Source organism: Antricoccus suffuscus, from assembly GCF_003003235.1.
Lineage (GTDB): Bacteria > Actinomycetota > Actinomycetes > Mycobacteriales > Antricoccaceae > Antricoccus > Antricoccus suffuscus.
The window spans coordinates 13,613-30,538 of the sequence record NZ_PVUE01000018.1; the positions used below are offsets into that span (position 1 = coordinate 13,613).

Below are 16,926 nucleotides of genomic sequence, written 5' to 3' on the forward strand. Positions count from 1 at the left end.
GAGTCAACCCTGCCTTCCCCAGCCCGCTCGAGCCAGCGCTTGGATGACCTTCTGAGCACACGCCCCCACCGATGCTTTGACCTCCTGGTCCCAGACCCTCACAACGACCCACCCTTCCGCTGCGAGAGCAATGTTGGCCGCGCGGTCGCGCCGCCTGGTTTTATCAATTTTCACGCGCCAATACTCTGTAGAACGATCAGGGTGAAAGTGGTCAGGATGTCCATGCCAGAACACTCCATCGACGAATACTGCGACTCTCCATCTGGTGAAGGCGATATCTGGCCGACCCGGTAGCGAACGCAGATGAAGCCGGTAGCCCGTCGCGCCTGCGGCACGCAGGGCCGACCGCAGCGCAAGCTCTGGCTTCGTATCCTTGGACCTGATCGCCGCCATCACTCGAGAGCGTCCGTCTGGGGTGAGATGATCAGCCATCAGCCCATTGTTGCCGCCATCTGTCGGGTGTGGCTGGCATGCTTGGTTACATGCGGTTCACTCTCGACGCCCTACCCGATCGGTCCTGGCAAGCTCTCGCGTTCGGCGAGCCTTGGAATGGCTGGGCAACACCGATCGTCGCACGCGATGTGTTCAGCGACGTCCTCAATGCGAGCGGCGAACCGCATCGATGGGCCGGCGACGACCTGTGGCTAGGCACACCCGCAGCAGACTTGATGCCAGGCGAAACACCGGACCTGTGGAACCGCATCGAGGCGGAGGAAGCTGGCACCTACGCCCTCGCGGCGTTGGGCTGGACGTTCGTGGCGATCCCAGAGAGTGCTGAGCCAAGCCACGTGGCGCCCTGTTCCAACCTTCCCGAGAGCCTTCACCAGGTTTAACTCGAGAATGTCCTTGATGAGTGAAAGGCGCCCGGGGTCCGAGATATGAACGTTGCGAACCGTAGTGATGTTTTTATGTCATCGCCGCGGACCCTAATCCGGCTGCTCTCACGACGGGCTCCCTGTCGGCCAACGTGGCGGCGTGGACCCCGTCGGCCACGGATGCAGACTGCCAAGTCTCATGACCGCGAAGTCCCCGCCGTCCGGATCAACTGCGACATCGGAGTGCTCATGGCTGCCCCCGGCGTGCGCTATCGCAGCCAGGGCGAGGTCTAACGTCCCGCGATCAAGACCGGCCACATCGTCAAGGCGAACCGGTGCACCGCCGGCGAGACTAGCGACGATCCGAAGAACCCGCTGCTCTCCCCCGGACAACGCCCCGATGTTCTGGTCGGTGATCGCGTCGACATCCAGCATGTACCGATCGCCGCCACCGGACTGATGCTTGGCGGTGATCCACGGTTGTCCGGGATCCGCGTAGCGGCCACTGGCCGCCCGAATCACCATCTCGGCCGCGGCCTCGAGGGCATAGTTGCCGCGCGCCCACGCGCGGAGCGAGTCAGCAACGGTGTCGCTGTTAACTGCAGCCATGGCTCGGTCCTCTCGGCACAAAATGGTTAGCATCTACGCCGTACCGAATAAGGCACCTTCAACGGGACTATTTGCGGAACGGGTTTTCGGTACGATGCGACTAGCGTAAACGTGGGGACCGACATCGCCGTGATGGTGTGCCGGTGAGGGATCGTTAATCGGACGCGTTCGCTCTGTGTCGGGGGCGAGTTCGGATGTTAAAGGTCCGTCGGCGGGGCTATATCGCCGAGCCACTCAGTCGCGGCATCGGTCGCCTCGGTCCTACTCTTAGATTGCTTTACGAACTCCTCAGCTTCGGCGTAAGTGGTGGCGCCGTAGCCGCCGCCGATTCCCTTTCCCCGCGTCGAACTCCACGTGAAGGTGTCCCCATCGCCCACGTCGGGCGGGTTAACGAGTGGCACGCGCAGAGTGATCTGACTGCGTGGCCAGATCCGAGGTACCCGTACAGGGTCATAACCGACAACGCGATCGCGATGGCCATCAGCGTGCTGCACTGTAAGTGTGAGCTTGGAAGGACGCGTGAATCCTCGACCTGCGTTCAAAAGAGTGAGCGTGCCAGTCCGGTTGATCAGGTCGAAATCTGACGCGAACGGGTACAGACCCACACCCGGATGGGTCCAACTACGAATCCACGCCAATAGTCGCCCATTTAGAGACCTATGGTCGGCCGTAGAACCGGCGGGAGCGATATCGATTCGCCCCCGTTGACGGCGATGGTTGCTACCAACCTGGACCGTTGCCCGTACCCTTAGAGGTTCATCCCGTACTTGATCGCGCGCATGCTGGCGTAGCTGCGCATGATCGAAAAACCACGACGCCCGACCTCCATTTGCCGCAAGTTCATGCGGCATGCTGGGACCGCCCCCAACCCTCATCGGGTACTCCCGGTGCGACCCGTCCGTGGCGTTGAGGGTCACGCCACTAATATGCGCCGAAGACCCGCCGTTGTTCGCTACTCTTACGACAATCACCCCTCGGGGATCACCCTGAGGTTCGAACACCATCGCCTTACCCGCTTCGATCCGAAGTTTGGGCAAGCCACGGCGAAACGCAACGATCGAGAACCCGAAAGCGGCGAGAGAAATCACCACCGCAAGCACGGCGAGTAGGAGTCGCCAGCCATCCTCGGTCATCCACCTATCACCACTTACGATTCGCTGCCGATTCTTGCGCTGCGCCGACCTCCAGCGGGCCGGCATGGTCGGTAAGCCAGCCCGGGTCGATACTCGCGAAGTACTGAGCGACGCCTTCCACGTCCTTTGCGGTGGGGAAAACCTCGAGTATTCCGGCGCCCGTCGCGGCTACAGCAGGCACATTATCCCGGCAACTTGTACCTCAGGCGCGGTATACCCCCATGAGTTTGAGACGATGGGCAGACGCGTCGGGCCGACGCGATGTTTCACCCCGGCATCGAGTTGGACATCCGCCTTCGCGCTTCCCTATGGAGATTTACGGGCGTTGCGTCGAGAACGCGCCTGGTCATTTCTGCGATAAAGCGTCCAGGCTGCAGCCCCGCAGGCACGAGGTCGAACCGAATAGTTACGAGAGGAAGGTTGGCCATGGCGGTTTCGACTGCGCCGACTTCGATAGTCCCCTCGGTCGCTGCGACACTGGTATCGGTGTCAGGTTCGTCAATAGTGACGCCGGCCTCGGTGAGTGCGCCTTTGCCGTCCCCGGCATCATCGTCGCTTCCTTCGACGGCGTTGTCGTCGGCGTATTCCATGACGATGAGCGTCACTGCGTGGTACGCGTCGTCTTCGCGGCCAAGCTTTTGCAGAAGGTCGACCAGCCACTCGGCTATACCCGGTGATTCGTTGAAGATCGTGGACCGAAGACCGTACATGAACCCAAGTGCTGCCAGCGGATGTCGTAGGCGAAGATTTTTGGCATCGCCATACGATTCTTCGACACGGTTGGCAGCGTTGTTTCCGAAACTTGAATCCATGCGCTTCGTGCTGATAAGCAGCTCAGGACCAGCGACCCAGTTCGACATCACAACATCGACCTGCTTCAGATAATTCTTACCGAGAATGCTCGCGCTCGACGCCGCTGCACCGGCGGGCGGTGTGGCCCCCCGGAGCCGGTTCCAGAGCGCTTCCCGCTCCGGTTTGGTGACTTTTTGCAGAAGGCTGACAATGGGTGCCGGAAGAACTCTCGGCGCGGACGGCCTCGGCCACACGGCGTCACTATCGAACCCGGCTCTACGTAGTTCGTACGACGTCCACACGTCAAGAGCCAGCGCTGGTACACCTGTTCTCGGCACGGCCCTCAAATAAAGCGGCACACCGAGAAGCCTGGTGAGCACGTCGAAATCTGGCGTGTAGACGAGCGCGCCGGATGCGGGGTCTCGCGTCCATGGATCGGAGTGGTCACCGTTGGGCGCGGCCTCTTGGACAATGTGATCGAAAATCGCCCACGCCTTGGCCTTTGCCGATGGTTCAGCGGCCACGATCTGACCTCGATGCTCTCCTCGTGGCCATCATGGTCCGAGCGGTTCGAACATTGCGGAGGTCGGTCTTGGTGACCAATCCGCTATCTAACAAGAGAGTCTGATCAACCATGGCGACCGCCTCCATTAGATTCCCGGACCGCAGTAGTTTTGCTACGCACTCCTTAATCGCTCCTAATTCGCTCGCCCGCGCCTGAACTAGACTTGGTGTCGGCATCGCCCAGACATCTGCTTCCCGTGGCTCGATCTTGAGGATGCCGCCGCCGTAGGAGCGGCCGACCATCTCGGCACTGAGCAACGTCACCGAATTCAGACTCGCCAGTGGTAATAAATCTCGGCCGAGTTCGTTCACGCTCGGCTTGAGATAGACCCCGTGTACCGAATTGAGATGATGCGCTCCCGCGTCATTTGTCGATAGTCGTGGCGTGTCAGCGTTCATGCAGGTCAGCAGCAAATCGGCCGGCGCAAGTAGCGGTACGCGGTACCAAGGTGTGCGTACGCGGCATTTATAAGCCTGGTCGACACCCGCAAGATGGCCCGCGGTGATATATGCCTTTGCTGCAGCGGACGGCTCTGCAGCCGGACGGAAAAGCCAAGTTGCGCGTCCGTTGCGCCCAAGCTGTCTCATCATCCCAGCAGAGAGGGACAGATCGCGCAGATGCGTGCTACCTGGCGGCGACAACCGCAAGAGATCCTTTCGGGGTAGTCCCAGCTCGGTCACACGCGCGGGCGAAAGGGCGAAGAAGCTGTTGTTGCCTGTCACCATTCCAAGCGTTGTATCGCCCCAAGTCTCGAGGTGCGTGAAGTGACCCGCTTGTTTGAGAGACCGGAGTGGCTCGATTGCGTCCGGGTCAACTAGCAAACCGGTCCATTTCGCAGACGGATCCAACGGTGCCCACCTCAATGGTGTACTCAGGCTGGCAAGCGCTTCGGCGTCTTGTGCCTGGTAGATCGTTGCATGGTCGGTCGGACCTTCATTGAAGCCTTCCGCGAGCAGCAGCAGCACGTCCGCCTCGGCTTCTGGAAACACCTGCTCGGTGAAGAGCACGAGTTGGACTGATTTGAACCGTTCGAATAAGAATTTCCTGACGGCGGCGGCATAGTTAACACCGAGTAGTTCTGCTGGAAGAACCAGGCCGAGTCTGCCGCCTTTCTTGAGGAAGAGCGCCGAATGCACCGTGAAGGCTGCCCAGCTTGAAGCGAGGCCGGTCAGGGATACACCTGCCTTTAGTGCCGCCGCTCTAGATCTTGCTCGCGACTCACCCGAAAACTCTTGGTAGCGGATGTAGGGCGGATTTCCGATCACGGCGGAGTAGCTGGCAGTGGGTTCCAGGAGGAAAAAGTCACTCCCGGTGATCGTCGCGTGTCCCCCAGCTTTGCGCACCCGCGCCCGTGCGATGCGTGCGCTGCGTGCATGAATCTCAACTCCACGCACCTTCGGCGTCATCGTCTCGCCGTCGGCAAGCTCGCGCATGCGACGAACGGCCTCCACAAGGAAAACAGCGTCACCTGCCGAGGGTTCCAAAACTGAGTCATGGGGATCGCGAACGGCCCATTCGACTATGAATCTGCTTATCGCAGCAGGAGTGAAGAATGCACCTCGCGCCTTGCGCAGCTTGGCGGTGTCGAGGGCGCTCGGGCGGGTTACGGTCACGTCGCCATTGTGCATGACCCGTGTGACATCTCCGAGACGACGTCCCGCGATGTCTCGATTGTCTATCTGTTGCTCTCAAGGAGAAGCTTTCCGGCATGTTTCTCTGCCACGCAGCGCTGCACCCCACGCGGAGTCCGTCCATCTTCCGCTAGGCAGGCCGAGGTGGGCGCGGAGACCAGCGGCGTGGTCGGTGAGCCAGCCAGGATCGATGGTCGCGAGATAGCGGCTCGCGGTGTCCTCTACCTGCGCGGTAGGGGCTGACTCGAGCATGCCGGCGCCGATCGCGGCGTACAGCACGTCCGCGACCCGGCGATGCCGCCACGCGGCCGGCGACTCGTAGCCACGCGCGACGTACACCAGCTCGGTGATCGCGTCGAGATCCTGGCCGGGTGTGACGAGTAGCCGCGCGTCTGCGCCGTCGGCGCGGTCTCCCCTGCGGTACCGGCCCGCACCGGCTCGTGTCGGCACGTCCCATGCCTCATCATCGGCTTTGCCGATATACCTGCCATCCCCCGCGTACACGCCGCCGGCAGGCTGTCGTTCGTGGTGGGCGGCGATGCGTTCGGCGGCCGCGATGAGGTCCCCCGCTCACCCTCCGGATGCCCGCTCTAGGCCGGCAGTGGGCTCTGTGGCGTAGCGACGTTGTGCACCCATGAGCGCTAGCGTACGCCACCACATCGAACGGGTGTGCGATGGTCTTTTGAGCGGCCAGCCCAGGCTAGTCGGTGTTCGTGTAGCGGCGTGCGACGACGCGAGCGGCTACCCCGATGGTTCCGCCCATGACGCAGGAAAGACCCATGCGTACGCGTGTTGCCAGTCCTTCTGCCAGGCAACGATGAGCACGACGAAGCTGAGAGTGCCGACGAGAAGCCCGATGTCGCTGAGTCGGTTGAAGATGTGGGCGAGCAGCTCGGGCTCGGTGCGCCGGGATCTCATGCGTTCTGCCCGACACGTTCTGATGCTTCGCGGGCGGTGATCGCGTGTGCGCCGTCGGGTACGTCGGCGGCGCGACCGAGGGCGCGCCATTGCTGCTGGTCATACACCGCCAGGGTGCCGTCGTCGGTGACGCGGAGTAGTCGGCCGCAGGGATAGGCCATCGTGGCCGCGGTGCGGTAGTACGTCGCGTCTGTGTCGGCGGTACGCATCCTCGATCACCTTCCCTGTACTCGGTCTCGGTAGCGATGGCGTCTCGCCCGCTGCGGAGGCGGTTCGCGCGGGCGAGACACCAAGTCTGTGACGGTCTGTCTTGCGGGTGGTTTCGTCGTTGATCATTTCGCACCCGGCCGACATTCTCACGGCAGCCGGCCGAGGTAGGCCGCACTATTGGCTGGCCTACCCCCGGGGCTTTGGTTAGAACTGCGAGGCTGGTTCGCTGATCTCGTTATCGCTCCTGCGTTCGGCCTTGTGCACGGCCGCGGTGGCGTACTTCAAGCTGGCGGCGACGTTGTACGCGGTGATGGTGTTCCGGCTACGCTGCTGGCCGGTGGTCTTGTCCTCCCAGGTATGGGTGCGAATCACGCCGGTCACGATGACCCCGTTGCCCTTGCAGAGACTGGTCGCGACGTTCTCGCCAAGGGTCTTCCACGCCTCGATGTCGTGGTAGGTCGCGGGTGCATCGACCCACTCCCCTGCCTTCTTCTCGCGGTTGTTGACCGCGACAGCGAACGTGGCGAGGGCGTGACCACTCGGCGTGAATTTTAGCTCTGGGTCTGCGACGAGATTTCCTTCGACGGTGAGTGTGGTGCTCATGACTTGCTCCTTACGTTGGTTGCGGGTGTCCGGTTTGGTCACCTGATCGGTGCTGTCCTTGCTCCGATATCAAGCCAAATTCTGTGGTGGTGAGCGGAGCCAAGGGCGCGTAGCGGTCCGCAGGAGAAATCCGCGAGGAAATAAGCGACGTAGGAGCGCCGAGTGGATTTGTCCGGAGGACTTCCCCTTGGTGAAGCGATCCACCGTGAAAGAATTGGCGATTCGGAGCAAGGATGTGCCGCGTGCGGCCACAAGGGGTAGCGCGCCCGGAGGGCGGCCTGACTAGTTTTCAGGCGTGCTGCGGGTCGGGCCAGCGCAGGCTGAGGGTGTCGGTGTGCCCGTGGTGGTGGCTGATCCAGACCCGGTCGCACGTGCGGCCGTCCTCATCGACGAGCTCGAGCCCGATGTCGACGGTCTCGTCGCTGGCGGCGAGAACGTCCCGGATGTCGATGCTGGCACGGCAGAACGCGCGTAGCGCGCCTGACCAGTCGCGGTGGCGGCTGATGGTGGTGCTGACCGCGTCTTGCAGGTCGAGCGTGCGGATCTGGTACATGGTGCGCTTCTTTCCTCGTGGAGTTCGGGTGGCATTTCGTCCACTGTCGCTGAGCGGGGCGCGGCGAATGTGGTTGTCCACAGCCTGCGGGCGCGCCACTTCCGGCGTGTGGATAACGCCCCGGAGGGGGTGCCCACCTGGTATGGCGGGCACCCCCTGTTACCGCCCTATCGCGTGTGACCGGCGCGCTGCCGGCGGCGCTGAATGGCGTGCCCGTTCGCCTGCGGCAGGTCGATCGGGTCGGTGAATGTCGGCCGGGCGAGGTGGTGCGCGTGTGACCAGGCCTCCAGCATGCTGGTGATGGCGCGTTGGTCGTAGGCGCGGACGGTGACCGCGTCAACGGCGACTTCGACGTAGGCCCGTTCCCCGACGGCGCTGGGCATCCCGACGACGGTGGGGATGCTGTACCCGTTGCAGCTGGCCATGATCGCGATGGTCCCGATCGCGAGCTGCATCGGCTCGGTGACTCGCGCGGTGAGCGGTACCTCGGCCTCGACCGCGCGCAGGTCGCGGGCGATGGCCCAGCCTTCGGCCCAGGCCTCGACGGCACCGGGCTCGGTGCAGACGATCTGCAGCTGCCCGGCTTGGACGGTGACGTGCGGGAATTCGTCACTGGTCATGGTGTGACTACTGACAGCGACTTTCTGGGTGCCGGCGATGCTGAGGGCGACTCGGCTGATGTAGGTGCTCATGGTGGGACCTGCTTTCTGCCCTCGATGTAGTGCCGGTGTTTCCGGCTGGGTGAAGGCAGTGATGGGGAGCCGGTCGAGGGTGGGCTGTCCAGGCCGTAGAGTCGCCGCCCGGGCCAGGGATATAAGCGCAGCGCCCCGGGCCGGGTGGTGGCGTGCCTTGACAGGTCGGGCCCCAGACCGGCTTCACTGAGACGACTTCCCACAGCCCAAAACTGGACCACGCGGGCCTTTTCCGGTCGGTGAGTGCCGCCGGCCGCTCCCCTGTTGTTCTTTCTCGCCGCTGCGATCGAGCCCGCGAGTGAGTCGTGTCGAGCTAGCGAGACTCCTTATAGGAGTGGATTGTCTGAGCGGCTAGCGAAGCCCGATCACACCACCGGCTAGCCGGTAGTGCGCGGCCGGCGATGGAGGTGACTGCACTGCCGGTCGGGATCGCTCAGAAGATGCGTAGCCCGAACTCGTCGGCGACGAGCAGGAGGTCGGGATCGTCCAGGTCGATGGTGCGCCCGCGGCGCTGCGTTACCTGTGTGCCGTCGAATACGGCCCAGCATTCATGGTTCCCTAGTCGTGAGACGTAGCGGATGCCGGCGTACAACGCGTTGCCCTGCTCGTCGCTGGCCGCGTACGCCCATCCGGCGACGAGCCTGGTGACCAGGCGGTTGGGTCCGCGTACGGCGGCGACGTCAATTTCGTTGACGCCTAACGCCGTGAGGTCTGCCGCGAGCTGCGCGGTGAGGAAGGTGTGCGTGGCCGCGGCCTCGATATCGAGGAACGGCAGCGCCTGGTGAAGGTCTACATCGACCAGCAGCCGCCGGTGCCGCCAGTCGGCCGGGACCGCGCCGGCGACGAGAAAACTGGGATCTTCACCCCGGACGGCGTCGATGATCCGTGCGGACGGCCGGTACCGGGCGAGGGTCTCGGCGTAGCAGCCGCTGGGGGTACTGGCCAGATAGAGCACTCCCCCGCCGGGTACGTCGAACCGGTTTCCCGATCTGGCCATGAGGGCATCGGCGGCGTGGATGTAGGAGAAATCAAGGAGTCGGTCAGAACGTGCCACTCGAAACAGTGGACCTGATGCTTGTGCCTCGCGGGGCAGGACTGCGGAGCTGGGTGTCGACACTCTGGAATAGTTCCGTTATCCGCCTTGCACGAACGCACGTGCCGCGGCCATGACATCACGCTTACGGTCTTCTGCGAGGGCTTCGGCCGGAGACGCGTCATCGAGTTGCGGGTTCATGCCCATGAACCACGCGCGCACGGTGGGTGGTGATTCCACGGCTTGCAGTAGCTGGAATATCTGAAATGCGGCGCGGAGGCGCTGTTCGTACGCCTCGCGTGGCCTCTGACCGTCGCTGTTGATCCAGCGGTGCACTGTTTTGGTGTCGACTCCGGCAATGAACGCGGTGAGTTTCGGTCCGAGGCTTTCGGAGAGGAATTTCACGATCTCGGTGAAGTCGACTCGGATGGCCTGGGCATGGGCTTTGTCGTATCGGGTTCGGTCTCGCGACCGGACTCCGTCTGCAACGCTAGTCATGACCGTCCCCTTAATATCGGGTTAATGCGACAGTTATGCGTGTCATTTGTCTGATCGTACGCCTCCTTCAGATGTTTCGATGTATGCAACGGTGCGCTTGATATGTAAGAACGTTCATCCGAGTCGTGGGGTGAGGCACTCGATAACCGCGCCGATCGTCTTTTTTGGATACCCTGCGTGGACGTTGCGTAATTTCGTTACGTCGCGTTCAGTTTCGTTACGGCGTCGGCTGACCGCGCTCTTCGCCGCGTCTTCATGCGCGGTGAATACGGTCCGCGTGGGTCGAGCTCGCCGGGCTTAGCGAAGTTCAAGCCGTAGCGCTGCTGCGAAGACTTCTCCCCTATCGAGCCCGGTTTTCTTGCATAGTGCGGTGATCGCCGCGGTTTGGCTGTCGGTGATCCGAATGCTTGTCTGGACCTTGCTGACCGTGGGTCGGGCGGCCTGCGGGATGGTAAATAGTCCACCGGTGACCTCTTGCGGGGTCTCATGTCCGTCGAGTATCCGCTCATGGTGGGTATTTATTGCATTCAAGAGAAATGCGGTGAGTGTTTCGCCGCGTTCGGCGGCACGGTCTTTGCCGCGTCGGTGCAGGTCCCGTGGGAGCGAGTAAGTGATCTGGCGGAGGTATTCACGACGTTCCACGGGACGTGAGGCTTTGGCCGGACTGGGCGTCTCCGATTCTTTGTCCGGGGTTCGCACAGGCGCCTGGGCCGTCGAAGTCGTCGTTTCGGCTGTGACCTGTCCCGTCGGCGTCGCGCGTTTGCGGCGCAGTGTGGTGGCGAGGTCTGGTAGCGCGGTCGGGGTTGTCATGCGTTGACTGCTTCCTTCTCGCGGTCGGCTATTTGCGTGAGGATTTCGTTGGTCAAGGCCAGGTAATCAGCGGCGAGGGCCGGCGCGGTCCCTGGGTTCGCTGGCTTTCGCCCTTCCCGTAGGGCCTTCCAGGGCGCCTCACCGGTCAGCTTTTCGCTGTATTCGTGGACCAGCTGTCCATCCCTGCGGGCTTTTTTGCCGGCTACCGAGGTCCGGATGATAGTAGAAAACATAGGCGCGATGTCCCCGAGCATGGTCGTAATATCGGCGGTGACGTCGCGCCGCAGGGCTGTTGCTGCGACCGATTCGTTAAACAGTGCGACTCCGAGCAGTTCCAACGCTGGGTTTGTTTCACCCGCTCGGACCATCTGTTCGGCGATCTCGCCCATTCCCTGCAGGCTAGCTGTATCGGACTGGGTGGGGATCACGAGCCACCGCGCGGCTTCAAGTGCGGCCTGCTGCAATGCGGCTTCACCGGGTGGGCTGTCGATGACGACAAGGTCGTACCCTGTGCCGCTCAGATAGGCAGCAAGCGGTCCCGCGAGAGTATTGCCGTCATGTCGGCCGGCGGCGATTCGGCCGCTGATGACTGCTGCGACGTCGCTAAGGGCGCGACCGCCGATGATGACATCGAGGTTTTGCCGCGCCTGTGGCGCGGTAACGGTCAGTGGCTGGCCAGACATAAGGGTTTGCGCGAGGCCTGCCCCGTCGTCATCTACTTCGCTTCCGCGGATGCCTAGTTCGTCGCGGATGTTTCCCTGTGGGTCGAGATCGATGAGTAGCACCGGATATCCCGAGCGCGCAGCAAGTCCGGCGACGTTTGCCGCGATCGCCGTCTTTCCCACCCCGCCTTTGCCGTTGCCTATCACGACGGTCCGGTCCAGCGCCCCGTAGTCAATCATTGTTTCATCCAGTAGGTAGAAGTGTGGGCGTACATATGGCTCAGGATAAGTGCGACGCGGCGCGGGTATAGGGAGGCTGCGCGGCGTGTCTACGGTTGCACAGTTAGTTGTATGTGTACGGGTATGTAAGTGTGGGCGTAATGGTGGGGGTATGCGTGTGATGTCAGGTCGGTGGGTGGTTAGTGTCCAGGCGTCCGAGAGCCGCAAGGAGCCAGCGGTTGGGATCGCGGATCCACCGAGGAGTTACACGCCGTGCCTGCGCGTTGTCACGGTCCATCGCTGCGATGAGTTGTGACGGGCCTACGCCGGCGAGGGCGAATTTTGTCAGCTTCGGGAGCATTCGTCCAGGGGTGGCTCGGTTCCAGGTGCGAGAGAGCTTCTGGAGGCCGTCAAAAAGTGTTCGTGCGGCGGGATCGTAGTGTTTCCAGCGGGGCTTCCTTCGTGGTTGCTGCGGCGTAGCCGCTTCGTCACGCGGTAGGCGTGTAGATAAACCTCTATATCTTGAGGTAGAAGCTTTAAAAGACTCGCTACGCGGGGACTGCCATGATGTGGGTCGAATTGGTTTTCTGGGCATCGTTAGCTGCCAGATGGACCGCCAGCGGTCGTGCTTGAGACCGACCGCGAGGATCAGGGCACGTTCTTCGTAGGTTGCTCTGCGACCCTGGAACCGCCGTGCGGCGATGCCGAGGTCTTGCAGCGCGCCGAGGGCGCGGTAGAAGGTTCGTTCGCTGATGCGGGGGGCTTTGGCTGCCGCGTTGTCGAGGCCGGCCATGAACACCCCATTCTTGCGGGCGAGGGCAGCGAGAGTAATCGCAGTGGCGATGGCCGCTTGGGGAGAGACTCGGCGTGCTGCGAGGATCTCAGGCCGGCTGGTGATCTGTGATCGAGCGTGCGCGAGCCACTGTTGGCCGGACAGGTAGCCATACCCATCGGCGTGGGTCGGTTGAGGATCAACCATGGGCAGGTCGGTGTACAGGTCGTGGGCGAGCTGGTGACGTTCAGCCTCAATGTCGTCGACCGAGTCGATCAGATTCGCGATAGCTTCGAGCTCGTCGAGGGAGCTCGTTGCCGGTATTTCGGGTACCCGTGGCCGGATGACGCCGAACTGTTCGGTGAAGATTTGGTCGATGCGCTCATCGGTAAGAAGATGCGAAGCGGTCGCGCTACTCAAAGTGGTGACTCCATAAGAAGGATTCCCAACCGTCAAAGAGTGGGAATGCTGTGGAGTCTGCGCAGGAGCGCACTCATCGAAAAATGGGTGCGCAGGACCAGCCACGACACGCGAGAGTGGTTTATCGATACGTGTGGCCAGGCTGCGGAGCAGTGAGGTACGCTCTACGCAGACGAAGTGATCGTTTATGTGCGATCCGTGAGCCGCCCGGTCTTCCAGGACTTTTAGGGGCGGCTTTCGTCTTTTCTGGGCTTGTTACGCCTCAGCGACGAATGTGCACGGCGAGGCAGGGGAGTGGTCACCGCTTAGCCTCGGCTCTTGTTGCTTCGTCTTAGCCGGTCATCGGGAGTTCCTGGTTGTTGTCACACTTGTTGCTGTGGTAGATCTTCGGCAATTCGGCCACGTCATAGTCCTCGATAGCCGCTGCTATTAGCCGCACGGCTACCTCGCCCTTAGGGATTCCCAGGGTCTTCCCGATAGCGATCAGTTGCTCGTTGAGTTCTATTGGGACACGGGCAGGAATCAGTACACGCGGGCCAAAGCTGGGACGTCCTGTGTGGCTCATGGGGCAAACTTTAGTTTCTGTAACAGATGCGATGTTCGTGCCACGCCGGGACATCAGCGGAAATCTTCCGCGACCGCTGCACTGATCTGCAGGTACGCCTGTCTCGTGGCCTCATCGAGGCGGTCGAGGGTGACGGCGGCGCCGTCGGCGACTGCCTGGTCGCGCGGCACGGTGACGACCGTGGCCGCGAGGGAGCCGAGCAGTTGCTCGATCGCGTCGGTATTGACTTGCCGCGACACCTCCGCGGTCGCGGTCAGTACGACGACCGCGTTGCGGGCGAGCCGCTCGTAACCGTTGGTCGCGAGCCAGCGCAGGGTCCGTTCGGCGCGTTTCGCTCCGCTGACGGCGTACCCTCCGGCGATCACGACTTGGTCGGCGTTGGACAGGATCCCGACCATCGACGGGTGCGTGACGCCCGTTCCGCAGTCGACGAGGATGACGTTGAAGTAGTGCTGCAGCGTGCGTAGCGCGCTGGTGAAGTCCTCGGCCGACAGGCTCTCGCTGATCGTCGGTTCCTGATCCCCAGCCAGGACGGTCAGCCGCCCGGCGATCGAGGTATAACGGCTGAGGTCGGTCATGCCAGTAATGTCATCAAGCCGATCGGCGAGATCGGTCAGGGTGGCAGGAGCCTCACCGGGACAGGTCCGCTCGTATAGGTCACCGGCATCGGGGTTCGCGTCGATCGCGATCACCCGGTCGCCACGATGCTGCGCAAGCGTGAGCCCGACTCCGACGGTGGTACTGGTTTTCCCGATGCCGCCTTTGAGACACATCACCGCGATCGTGTACGGCTTAGTGGCGCGGGTCTGCGCCTGTTCGATGAGCTGGTCGTGACGTCGTTCGGTGGCGCTGAGACCGGGATTGATCGCGCCGCCGGTGAGGCTGTGGACTGTCCTGCGCCAGCCCTTAGAGGGGACTGGCTTCGTCGGCCGAATGAACGACGTGAAGTCGGTCGCGGTGGGGGAGTGCGGTGCAGGAAAACCACCTGGTACCTCGGGCGATGGAGCCTGCGGCGTAGGCGAAGTCGGCGGTCGTGGTGCCTGGCGTGGAGCCGCGGCCGGGGCGTGGAGGAGGGTGACCTGCCCGTCGGCGGTGACGAGCATCTGATCGGTCGTGCCTTGCACGTGATCGTGCGCGGTCAGCGAGACGGGTTCGCCTTCGGAGGCCGCGCGTACCGCTACTTGATCGAGAACCAGCTGGTAGATGTTCTGCGCGCCGGACGCCGTCACCGGTCGAGCGTCCACGCTCGCGGTGCCCGCGTCGAAGATGATCGCTTCCATTGCTTGACTGGCCCCTTGCCGTACTCGCACAGATCAGGTCTGTTCGTTGTGTCGGTAACTATGTAGCCGCTGGTTCGCGGTCGTGACGTCGTCCGCGGCAATCCCATAGGCGCCGGCGATCGTCTGCGCCTCGATCGTGGTGGCCACTCGTACGCCACGTTCGATTTCCCGGAGCCGATGCCACGGCAGGCCTGTCGCGCCGGCTGCCTCGCGTTGACTGAGGCCAGCGCGTCTGCGGTAGTCCGCTAACGCGTCCAGTGCGTCCTCCGCCTCGAGCAGTAGTTCGCTGCGCGAGATGTTCAGCACCCGGAGTAACAGGGCAAACGTGTTCGGCATCGGATTTCCCCGCCCGGTCTCCCAGTTACGCACCGTGTTGGTCGCAACGTTCAGCTTGATGGCGAGATCTTCCTGAGTCAGGCCGCGTGCGATGCGTGCCTGGGTCAGGGCGTCTCGGTCGAGGCCGGTGACGGCGTATCGGGGCATGCTGCCCATCATGTCAGGACCGCCCCCTCTCGTACGCACATCAACGTGCGGCAATGTTTATCTATCGTCAATGATTACTACTCAATTTCCTGTTGTCAACTAGCGTGTCTATATGTACTGTTTGAGTGTAGTTCGAGAACGCGCAGGTCGTGGACTTATCCACAGCGTTGGAGGGCCGTCAACCGTTTGTCGCAGCAGTGTGATTGAGTGCAGAACATACGGGGACTGAACAGAAATTAAGAGCACGCGAGGTTTGGAGGTTCCCGTATGACGGCGTGGAGGCGCATCCTCGGCTTCGAGTCGGGCGGCTCATCGCCATCTGCACATCAGGGCGACTCACGGAGCCCGTGGCAGACCGCCTCGAGCGGATCGGCATCTACCGACGATGTGTTCGCGGGGTTCGCGAAGGCGAAACGGCGCCGCGGCGGGCACACCGCGTGGGTATGGCTACGCAACATCGCCATCGCCCTGGTGGTGCTGGCCGGTATCAATCAGCTCGTCATCCACCCACTGCGTGATCTGTTCGGCGGCCAGGAGAAAGCCGCATCGAAGCAGACCACCGTCGATCTCGCCGCGGCCGGCGGTCTCGCCGCCGGGTTCGCGACTGACTACCTCTCCTACGGCGGGCCGGAATACAACCCGCAACGGCAGGCCGCCCTCAAGCAGTGGGTGGTGCCCGGCGCGGACGCGGCGGTCAGTACCGCGACCTGGACGGGGGAGTCGGTGCTGCGGGCCGATAGCCCGGTGGTGGAGGCCAGCCGCGCGGTTGGTGAGCATTCCGCGGCGATCGCGGTCCTAGTTCGAGTGCAGGCCTACGTCCCGAACGGCGGTCCGACCTCGACGACCTCCGGGCCAGCGCCATCGAAAGGCGCCGCGCCGGCATTCGTGCCGCCGGTACCGAATAACTACAAGCCCGCGGCGGCGGTATGGCTGCGGCTGATCGTGCCGATCACGACCGCCGACGCGCGGCTGGTGGTCGCGGCCAGTGGTCCGGTGTTCAGCGCCGACAGCGTTGTCCCGGTCACCGGTCCAGGTACCGATACCGACTCGGCGGCCGCGGGGCGGCTGGAGGCGTCCGCGTTGAAGATCTTCGCCTCCTACGCGACCGGTGACCTGCAGTACATCACCGCTCCCGGCACGCACCTGGCCGGGATGAGCGGTCAGCTCACCCCGACCGACATCAGCGATGTCGACGTGAAAACCGGCATCGATAACACCGATGAGCGTGCCGCGTCGGTGACCGTGATGTGGCAGCTGACCGGTGTTGATGCCTTCATCGAGCAGACCTACGGGCTGCTGTTGTCCAAATTGTCCACCGCTCCGGTACTGAACCGGATCGGCGTATTGACCCCCTCAGTACCCGAAGGAAAGTGACCGCCATGCGCACCGTGAACTACCTGGCCACCGAAGCCCTCTTCAGCGACGTGCTGGCGGCGGGGATCAACCTCGACTCACTGAAGAATCTGGTGATCAAGGTGCTCGGCACCGTGCTGATCATCATTCTGCTGGTGCGGATCATGAACGCCTACGCCAAACGGCAGTGGGGCGAGATCGTCGCCGAGGTGATCGGCGTGATCGTGGTCGGGTTCTTCGTGTGGACCCCGGACACCGCGATCGGCCTGCTGCAAGACATCACTAGCTCGATCTTCGGCTGAGGCCCGGT

Annotated in this window: 23 protein-coding genes; 5 read left to right on the top strand and 18 right to left on the bottom strand. The window is 62.8% G+C overall.

Translation table 11 applies throughout. The annotated features are described in order from the left end of the window. Positions 1-3: 3 nt before the first annotated feature. On the bottom strand, positions 4-432 hold the full coding sequence (locus tag CLV47_RS22795) for a very short patch repair endonuclease (RefSeq protein WP_106350378.1): 429 nt from the start codon (positions 430-432) through the stop codon (positions 4-6). A gap of 50 nt (positions 433-482) precedes the next feature. On the opposite strand from CLV47_RS22795, the gene CLV47_RS17330 reads away from it, so the two are divergent. Then, a complete protein-coding gene (locus tag CLV47_RS17330; RefSeq protein ID WP_146135420.1) occupies positions 483-833 on the top strand; it encodes a hypothetical protein in 351 nt (116 codons plus the stop codon). Between the two features lie 108 nt (positions 834-941). Here the strand turns inward: CLV47_RS17330 and CLV47_RS17335 are convergent, their stop codons facing one another. The 14 genes from CLV47_RS17335 to CLV47_RS17395 all read right to left on the bottom strand — a co-directional run bounded on the left by CLV47_RS17335 (position 942) and on the right by CLV47_RS17395 (position 11,764). Next, complete coding sequence (locus tag CLV47_RS17335) at positions 942-1,424, bottom strand: hypothetical protein (RefSeq protein WP_106350380.1); 483 nt, start codon at positions 1,422-1,424, stop codon at positions 942-944. A 1,140-nt stretch (positions 1,425-2,564) separates the two neighbouring features. Further along, positions 2,565-2,738 carry a hypothetical protein gene (locus tag CLV47_RS22100; protein WP_170111131.1) on the bottom strand — a complete coding sequence of 58 codons (174 nt, stop codon included), beginning with the start codon at positions 2,736-2,738 and terminating at the stop codon, positions 2,565-2,567. An 85-nt stretch (positions 2,739-2,823) separates the two neighbouring features. Then, positions 2,824-3,873 carry a hypothetical protein gene (locus CLV47_RS17345; RefSeq protein WP_106350382.1) on the bottom strand — a complete coding sequence of 350 codons (1,050 nt, stop codon included), beginning with the start codon at positions 3,871-3,873 and terminating at the stop codon, positions 2,824-2,826. Next, on the bottom strand, positions 3,863-5,527 hold the full coding sequence (locus CLV47_RS17350) for an N-6 DNA methylase (RefSeq protein ID WP_202862663.1): 1,665 nt from the start codon (positions 5,525-5,527) through the stop codon (positions 3,863-3,865). Before CLV47_RS17350 ends, CLV47_RS17345 begins: the two co-directional genes overlap by 11 nt. 75 nt (positions 5,528-5,602) lie before the next feature. Further along, a complete protein-coding gene (locus CLV47_RS17355; RefSeq protein ID WP_146135421.1) occupies positions 5,603-5,995 on the bottom strand; it encodes a hypothetical protein in 393 nt (130 codons plus the stop codon). A gap of 291 nt (positions 5,996-6,286) precedes the next feature. Next, entirely contained in the window at positions 6,287-6,463 is a 177-nt protein-coding gene (locus CLV47_RS22105) for a hypothetical protein (protein WP_170111132.1), read from the bottom strand. Next, on the bottom strand, positions 6,460-6,672 hold the full coding sequence (locus tag CLV47_RS17360; RefSeq protein ID WP_106350385.1) for a hypothetical protein: 213 nt from the start codon (positions 6,670-6,672) through the stop codon (positions 6,460-6,462). Before CLV47_RS17360 ends, CLV47_RS22105 begins: the two co-directional genes overlap by 4 nt. A gap of 205 nt (positions 6,673-6,877) precedes the next feature. Continuing rightward, positions 6,878-7,276 carry a single-stranded DNA-binding protein gene (gene ssb, locus CLV47_RS17365; RefSeq protein WP_146135422.1) on the bottom strand — a complete coding sequence of 133 codons (399 nt, stop codon included), beginning with the start codon at positions 7,274-7,276 and terminating at the stop codon, positions 6,878-6,880. A gap of 289 nt (positions 7,277-7,565) precedes the next feature. After that, a complete protein-coding gene (locus CLV47_RS17370) occupies positions 7,566-7,829 on the bottom strand; it encodes a hypothetical protein (protein ID WP_106350387.1) in 264 nt (87 codons plus the stop codon). Positions 7,830-7,996: 167 nt separating this feature from the next. Next, positions 7,997-8,521 (bottom strand): hypothetical protein, encoded by a 525-nt coding sequence (locus tag CLV47_RS17375; RefSeq protein ID WP_106350388.1) that lies wholly within the window; start codon positions 8,519-8,521, stop codon positions 7,997-7,999. Positions 8,522-8,954: 433 nt separating this feature from the next. Next, positions 8,955-9,575 (bottom strand): RES domain-containing protein, encoded by a 621-nt coding sequence (locus CLV47_RS17380; protein WP_106350389.1) that lies wholly within the window; start codon positions 9,573-9,575, stop codon positions 8,955-8,957. A 78-nt stretch (positions 9,576-9,653) separates the two neighbouring features. After that, positions 9,654-10,052: a hypothetical protein gene (locus CLV47_RS17385; RefSeq protein ID WP_106350390.1), complete on the bottom strand. Its 399-nt coding sequence runs from the start codon at positions 10,050-10,052 to the stop codon at positions 9,654-9,656. 297 nt (positions 10,053-10,349) lie between these two features. Further along, positions 10,350-10,862 (bottom strand): ribbon-helix-helix protein, CopG family, encoded by a 513-nt coding sequence (locus CLV47_RS17390; protein ID WP_106350391.1) that lies wholly within the window; start codon positions 10,860-10,862, stop codon positions 10,350-10,352. Further along, the gene (locus CLV47_RS17395; protein WP_106350392.1) at positions 10,859-11,764 is read right to left on the bottom strand and encodes a ParA family protein; all 906 of its coding nucleotides are present in this window, start codon (positions 11,762-11,764) and stop codon (positions 10,859-10,861) included. The genes CLV47_RS17390 and CLV47_RS17395 overlap by 4 nt, the downstream gene beginning before the upstream one ends. Before the next feature lie 604 nt (positions 11,765-12,368). On the opposite strand from CLV47_RS17395, the gene CLV47_RS21860 reads away from it, so the two are divergent. Next, on the top strand, positions 12,369-12,647 hold the full coding sequence (locus CLV47_RS21860) for a hypothetical protein (protein ID WP_146135423.1): 279 nt from the start codon (positions 12,369-12,371) through the stop codon (positions 12,645-12,647). A 6-nt stretch (positions 12,648-12,653) separates the two neighbouring features. Further along, complete coding sequence (locus tag CLV47_RS21865) at positions 12,654-13,091, top strand: hypothetical protein (RefSeq protein WP_146135424.1); 438 nt, start codon at positions 12,654-12,656, stop codon at positions 13,089-13,091. A gap of 175 nt (positions 13,092-13,266) precedes the next feature. Here CLV47_RS21865 and CLV47_RS17405 read toward each other — a convergent pair whose 3' ends face one another. The 3 genes from CLV47_RS17405 to CLV47_RS17415 are packed head-to-tail and all read right to left on the bottom strand — an operon-like array spanning position 13,267 to position 15,263. Further along, positions 13,267-13,500 carry a hypothetical protein gene (locus CLV47_RS17405; RefSeq protein WP_106350394.1) on the bottom strand — a complete coding sequence of 78 codons (234 nt, stop codon included), beginning with the start codon at positions 13,498-13,500 and terminating at the stop codon, positions 13,267-13,269. 53 nt (positions 13,501-13,553) lie between these two features. Further along, the gene (locus tag CLV47_RS17410; protein ID WP_202862664.1) at positions 13,554-14,780 is read right to left on the bottom strand and encodes a MinD/ParA family ATP-binding protein; all 1,227 of its coding nucleotides are present in this window, start codon (positions 14,778-14,780) and stop codon (positions 13,554-13,556) included. A gap of 33 nt (positions 14,781-14,813) precedes the next feature. Beyond that, entirely contained in the window at positions 14,814-15,263 is a 450-nt protein-coding gene (locus CLV47_RS17415; RefSeq protein WP_170111133.1) for a helix-turn-helix transcriptional regulator, read from the bottom strand. A gap of 267 nt (positions 15,264-15,530) precedes the next feature. Between CLV47_RS17415 and CLV47_RS17420 the strand changes: the two genes are divergently transcribed. Both CLV47_RS17420 and CLV47_RS17425 read left to right on the top strand, forming a co-directional pair. Next, entirely contained in the window at positions 15,531-16,637 is a 1,107-nt protein-coding gene (locus tag CLV47_RS17420; RefSeq protein ID WP_106350396.1) for a conjugal transfer protein, read from the top strand. 5 nt (positions 16,638-16,642) lie between these two features. Further along, complete coding sequence (locus CLV47_RS17425; protein WP_146135425.1) at positions 16,643-16,918, top strand: TcpD family membrane protein; 276 nt, start codon at positions 16,643-16,645, stop codon at positions 16,916-16,918. Positions 16,919-16,926: the final 8 nt, after the last annotated feature.

Bases quoted from the DNA above. Each gene is read 5' to 3' on its own strand.
- CLV47_RS22795 (WP_106350378.1), bottom strand. From the start codon at position 432: ATGGCTGATCATCTCACCCCAGACGGACGCTCTCGAGTGATGGCGGCG.
- CLV47_RS17330 (WP_146135420.1), top strand. From the start codon at position 483: ATGCGGTTCACTCTCGACGCCCTACCCGATCGGTCCTGGCAAGCTCTC.
- CLV47_RS17335 (WP_106350380.1), bottom strand. From the start codon at position 1,424: ATGGCTGCAGTTAACAGCGACACCGTTGCTGACTCGCTCCGCGCGTGG.
- CLV47_RS22105 (WP_170111132.1), bottom strand. From the start codon at position 6,463: ATGAGATCCCGGCGCACCGAGCCCGAGCTGCTCGCCCACATCTTCAAC.
- CLV47_RS17360 (WP_106350385.1), bottom strand. From the start codon at position 6,672: ATGCGTACCGCCGACACAGACGCGACGTACTACCGCACCGCGGCCACG.
- ssb (WP_146135422.1), bottom strand. From the start codon at position 7,276: ATGAGCACCACACTCACCGTCGAAGGAAATCTCGTCGCAGACCCAGAG.
- CLV47_RS17370 (WP_106350387.1), bottom strand. From the start codon at position 7,829: ATGTACCAGATCCGCACGCTCGACCTGCAAGACGCGGTCAGCACCACC.
- CLV47_RS17375 (WP_106350388.1), bottom strand. From the start codon at position 8,521: ATGAGCACCTACATCAGCCGAGTCGCCCTCAGCATCGCCGGCACCCAG.
- CLV47_RS17385 (WP_106350390.1), bottom strand. From the start codon at position 10,052: ATGACTAGCGTTGCAGACGGAGTCCGGTCGCGAGACCGAACCCGATAC.
- CLV47_RS17390 (WP_106350391.1), bottom strand. From the start codon at position 10,862: ATGACAACCCCGACCGCGCTACCAGACCTCGCCACCACACTGCGCCGC.
- CLV47_RS17395 (WP_106350392.1), bottom strand. From the start codon at position 11,764: ATGATTGACTACGGGGCGCTGGACCGGACCGTCGTGATAGGCAACGGC.
- CLV47_RS17405 (WP_106350394.1), bottom strand. From the start codon at position 13,500: ATGAGCCACACAGGACGTCCCAGCTTTGGCCCGCGTGTACTGATTCCT.
- CLV47_RS17410 (WP_202862664.1), bottom strand. From the start codon at position 14,780: ATGGAAGCGATCATCTTCGACGCGGGCACCGCGAGCGTGGACGCTCGA.
- CLV47_RS17415 (WP_170111133.1), bottom strand. From the start codon at position 15,263: ATGCCCCGATACGCCGTCACCGGCCTCGACCGAGACGCCCTGACCCAG.
- CLV47_RS17420 (WP_106350396.1), top strand. From the start codon at position 15,531: ATGACGGCGTGGAGGCGCATCCTCGGCTTCGAGTCGGGCGGCTCATCG.
- CLV47_RS17425 (WP_146135425.1), top strand. From the start codon at position 16,643: ATGCGCACCGTGAACTACCTGGCCACCGAAGCCCTCTTCAGCGACGTG.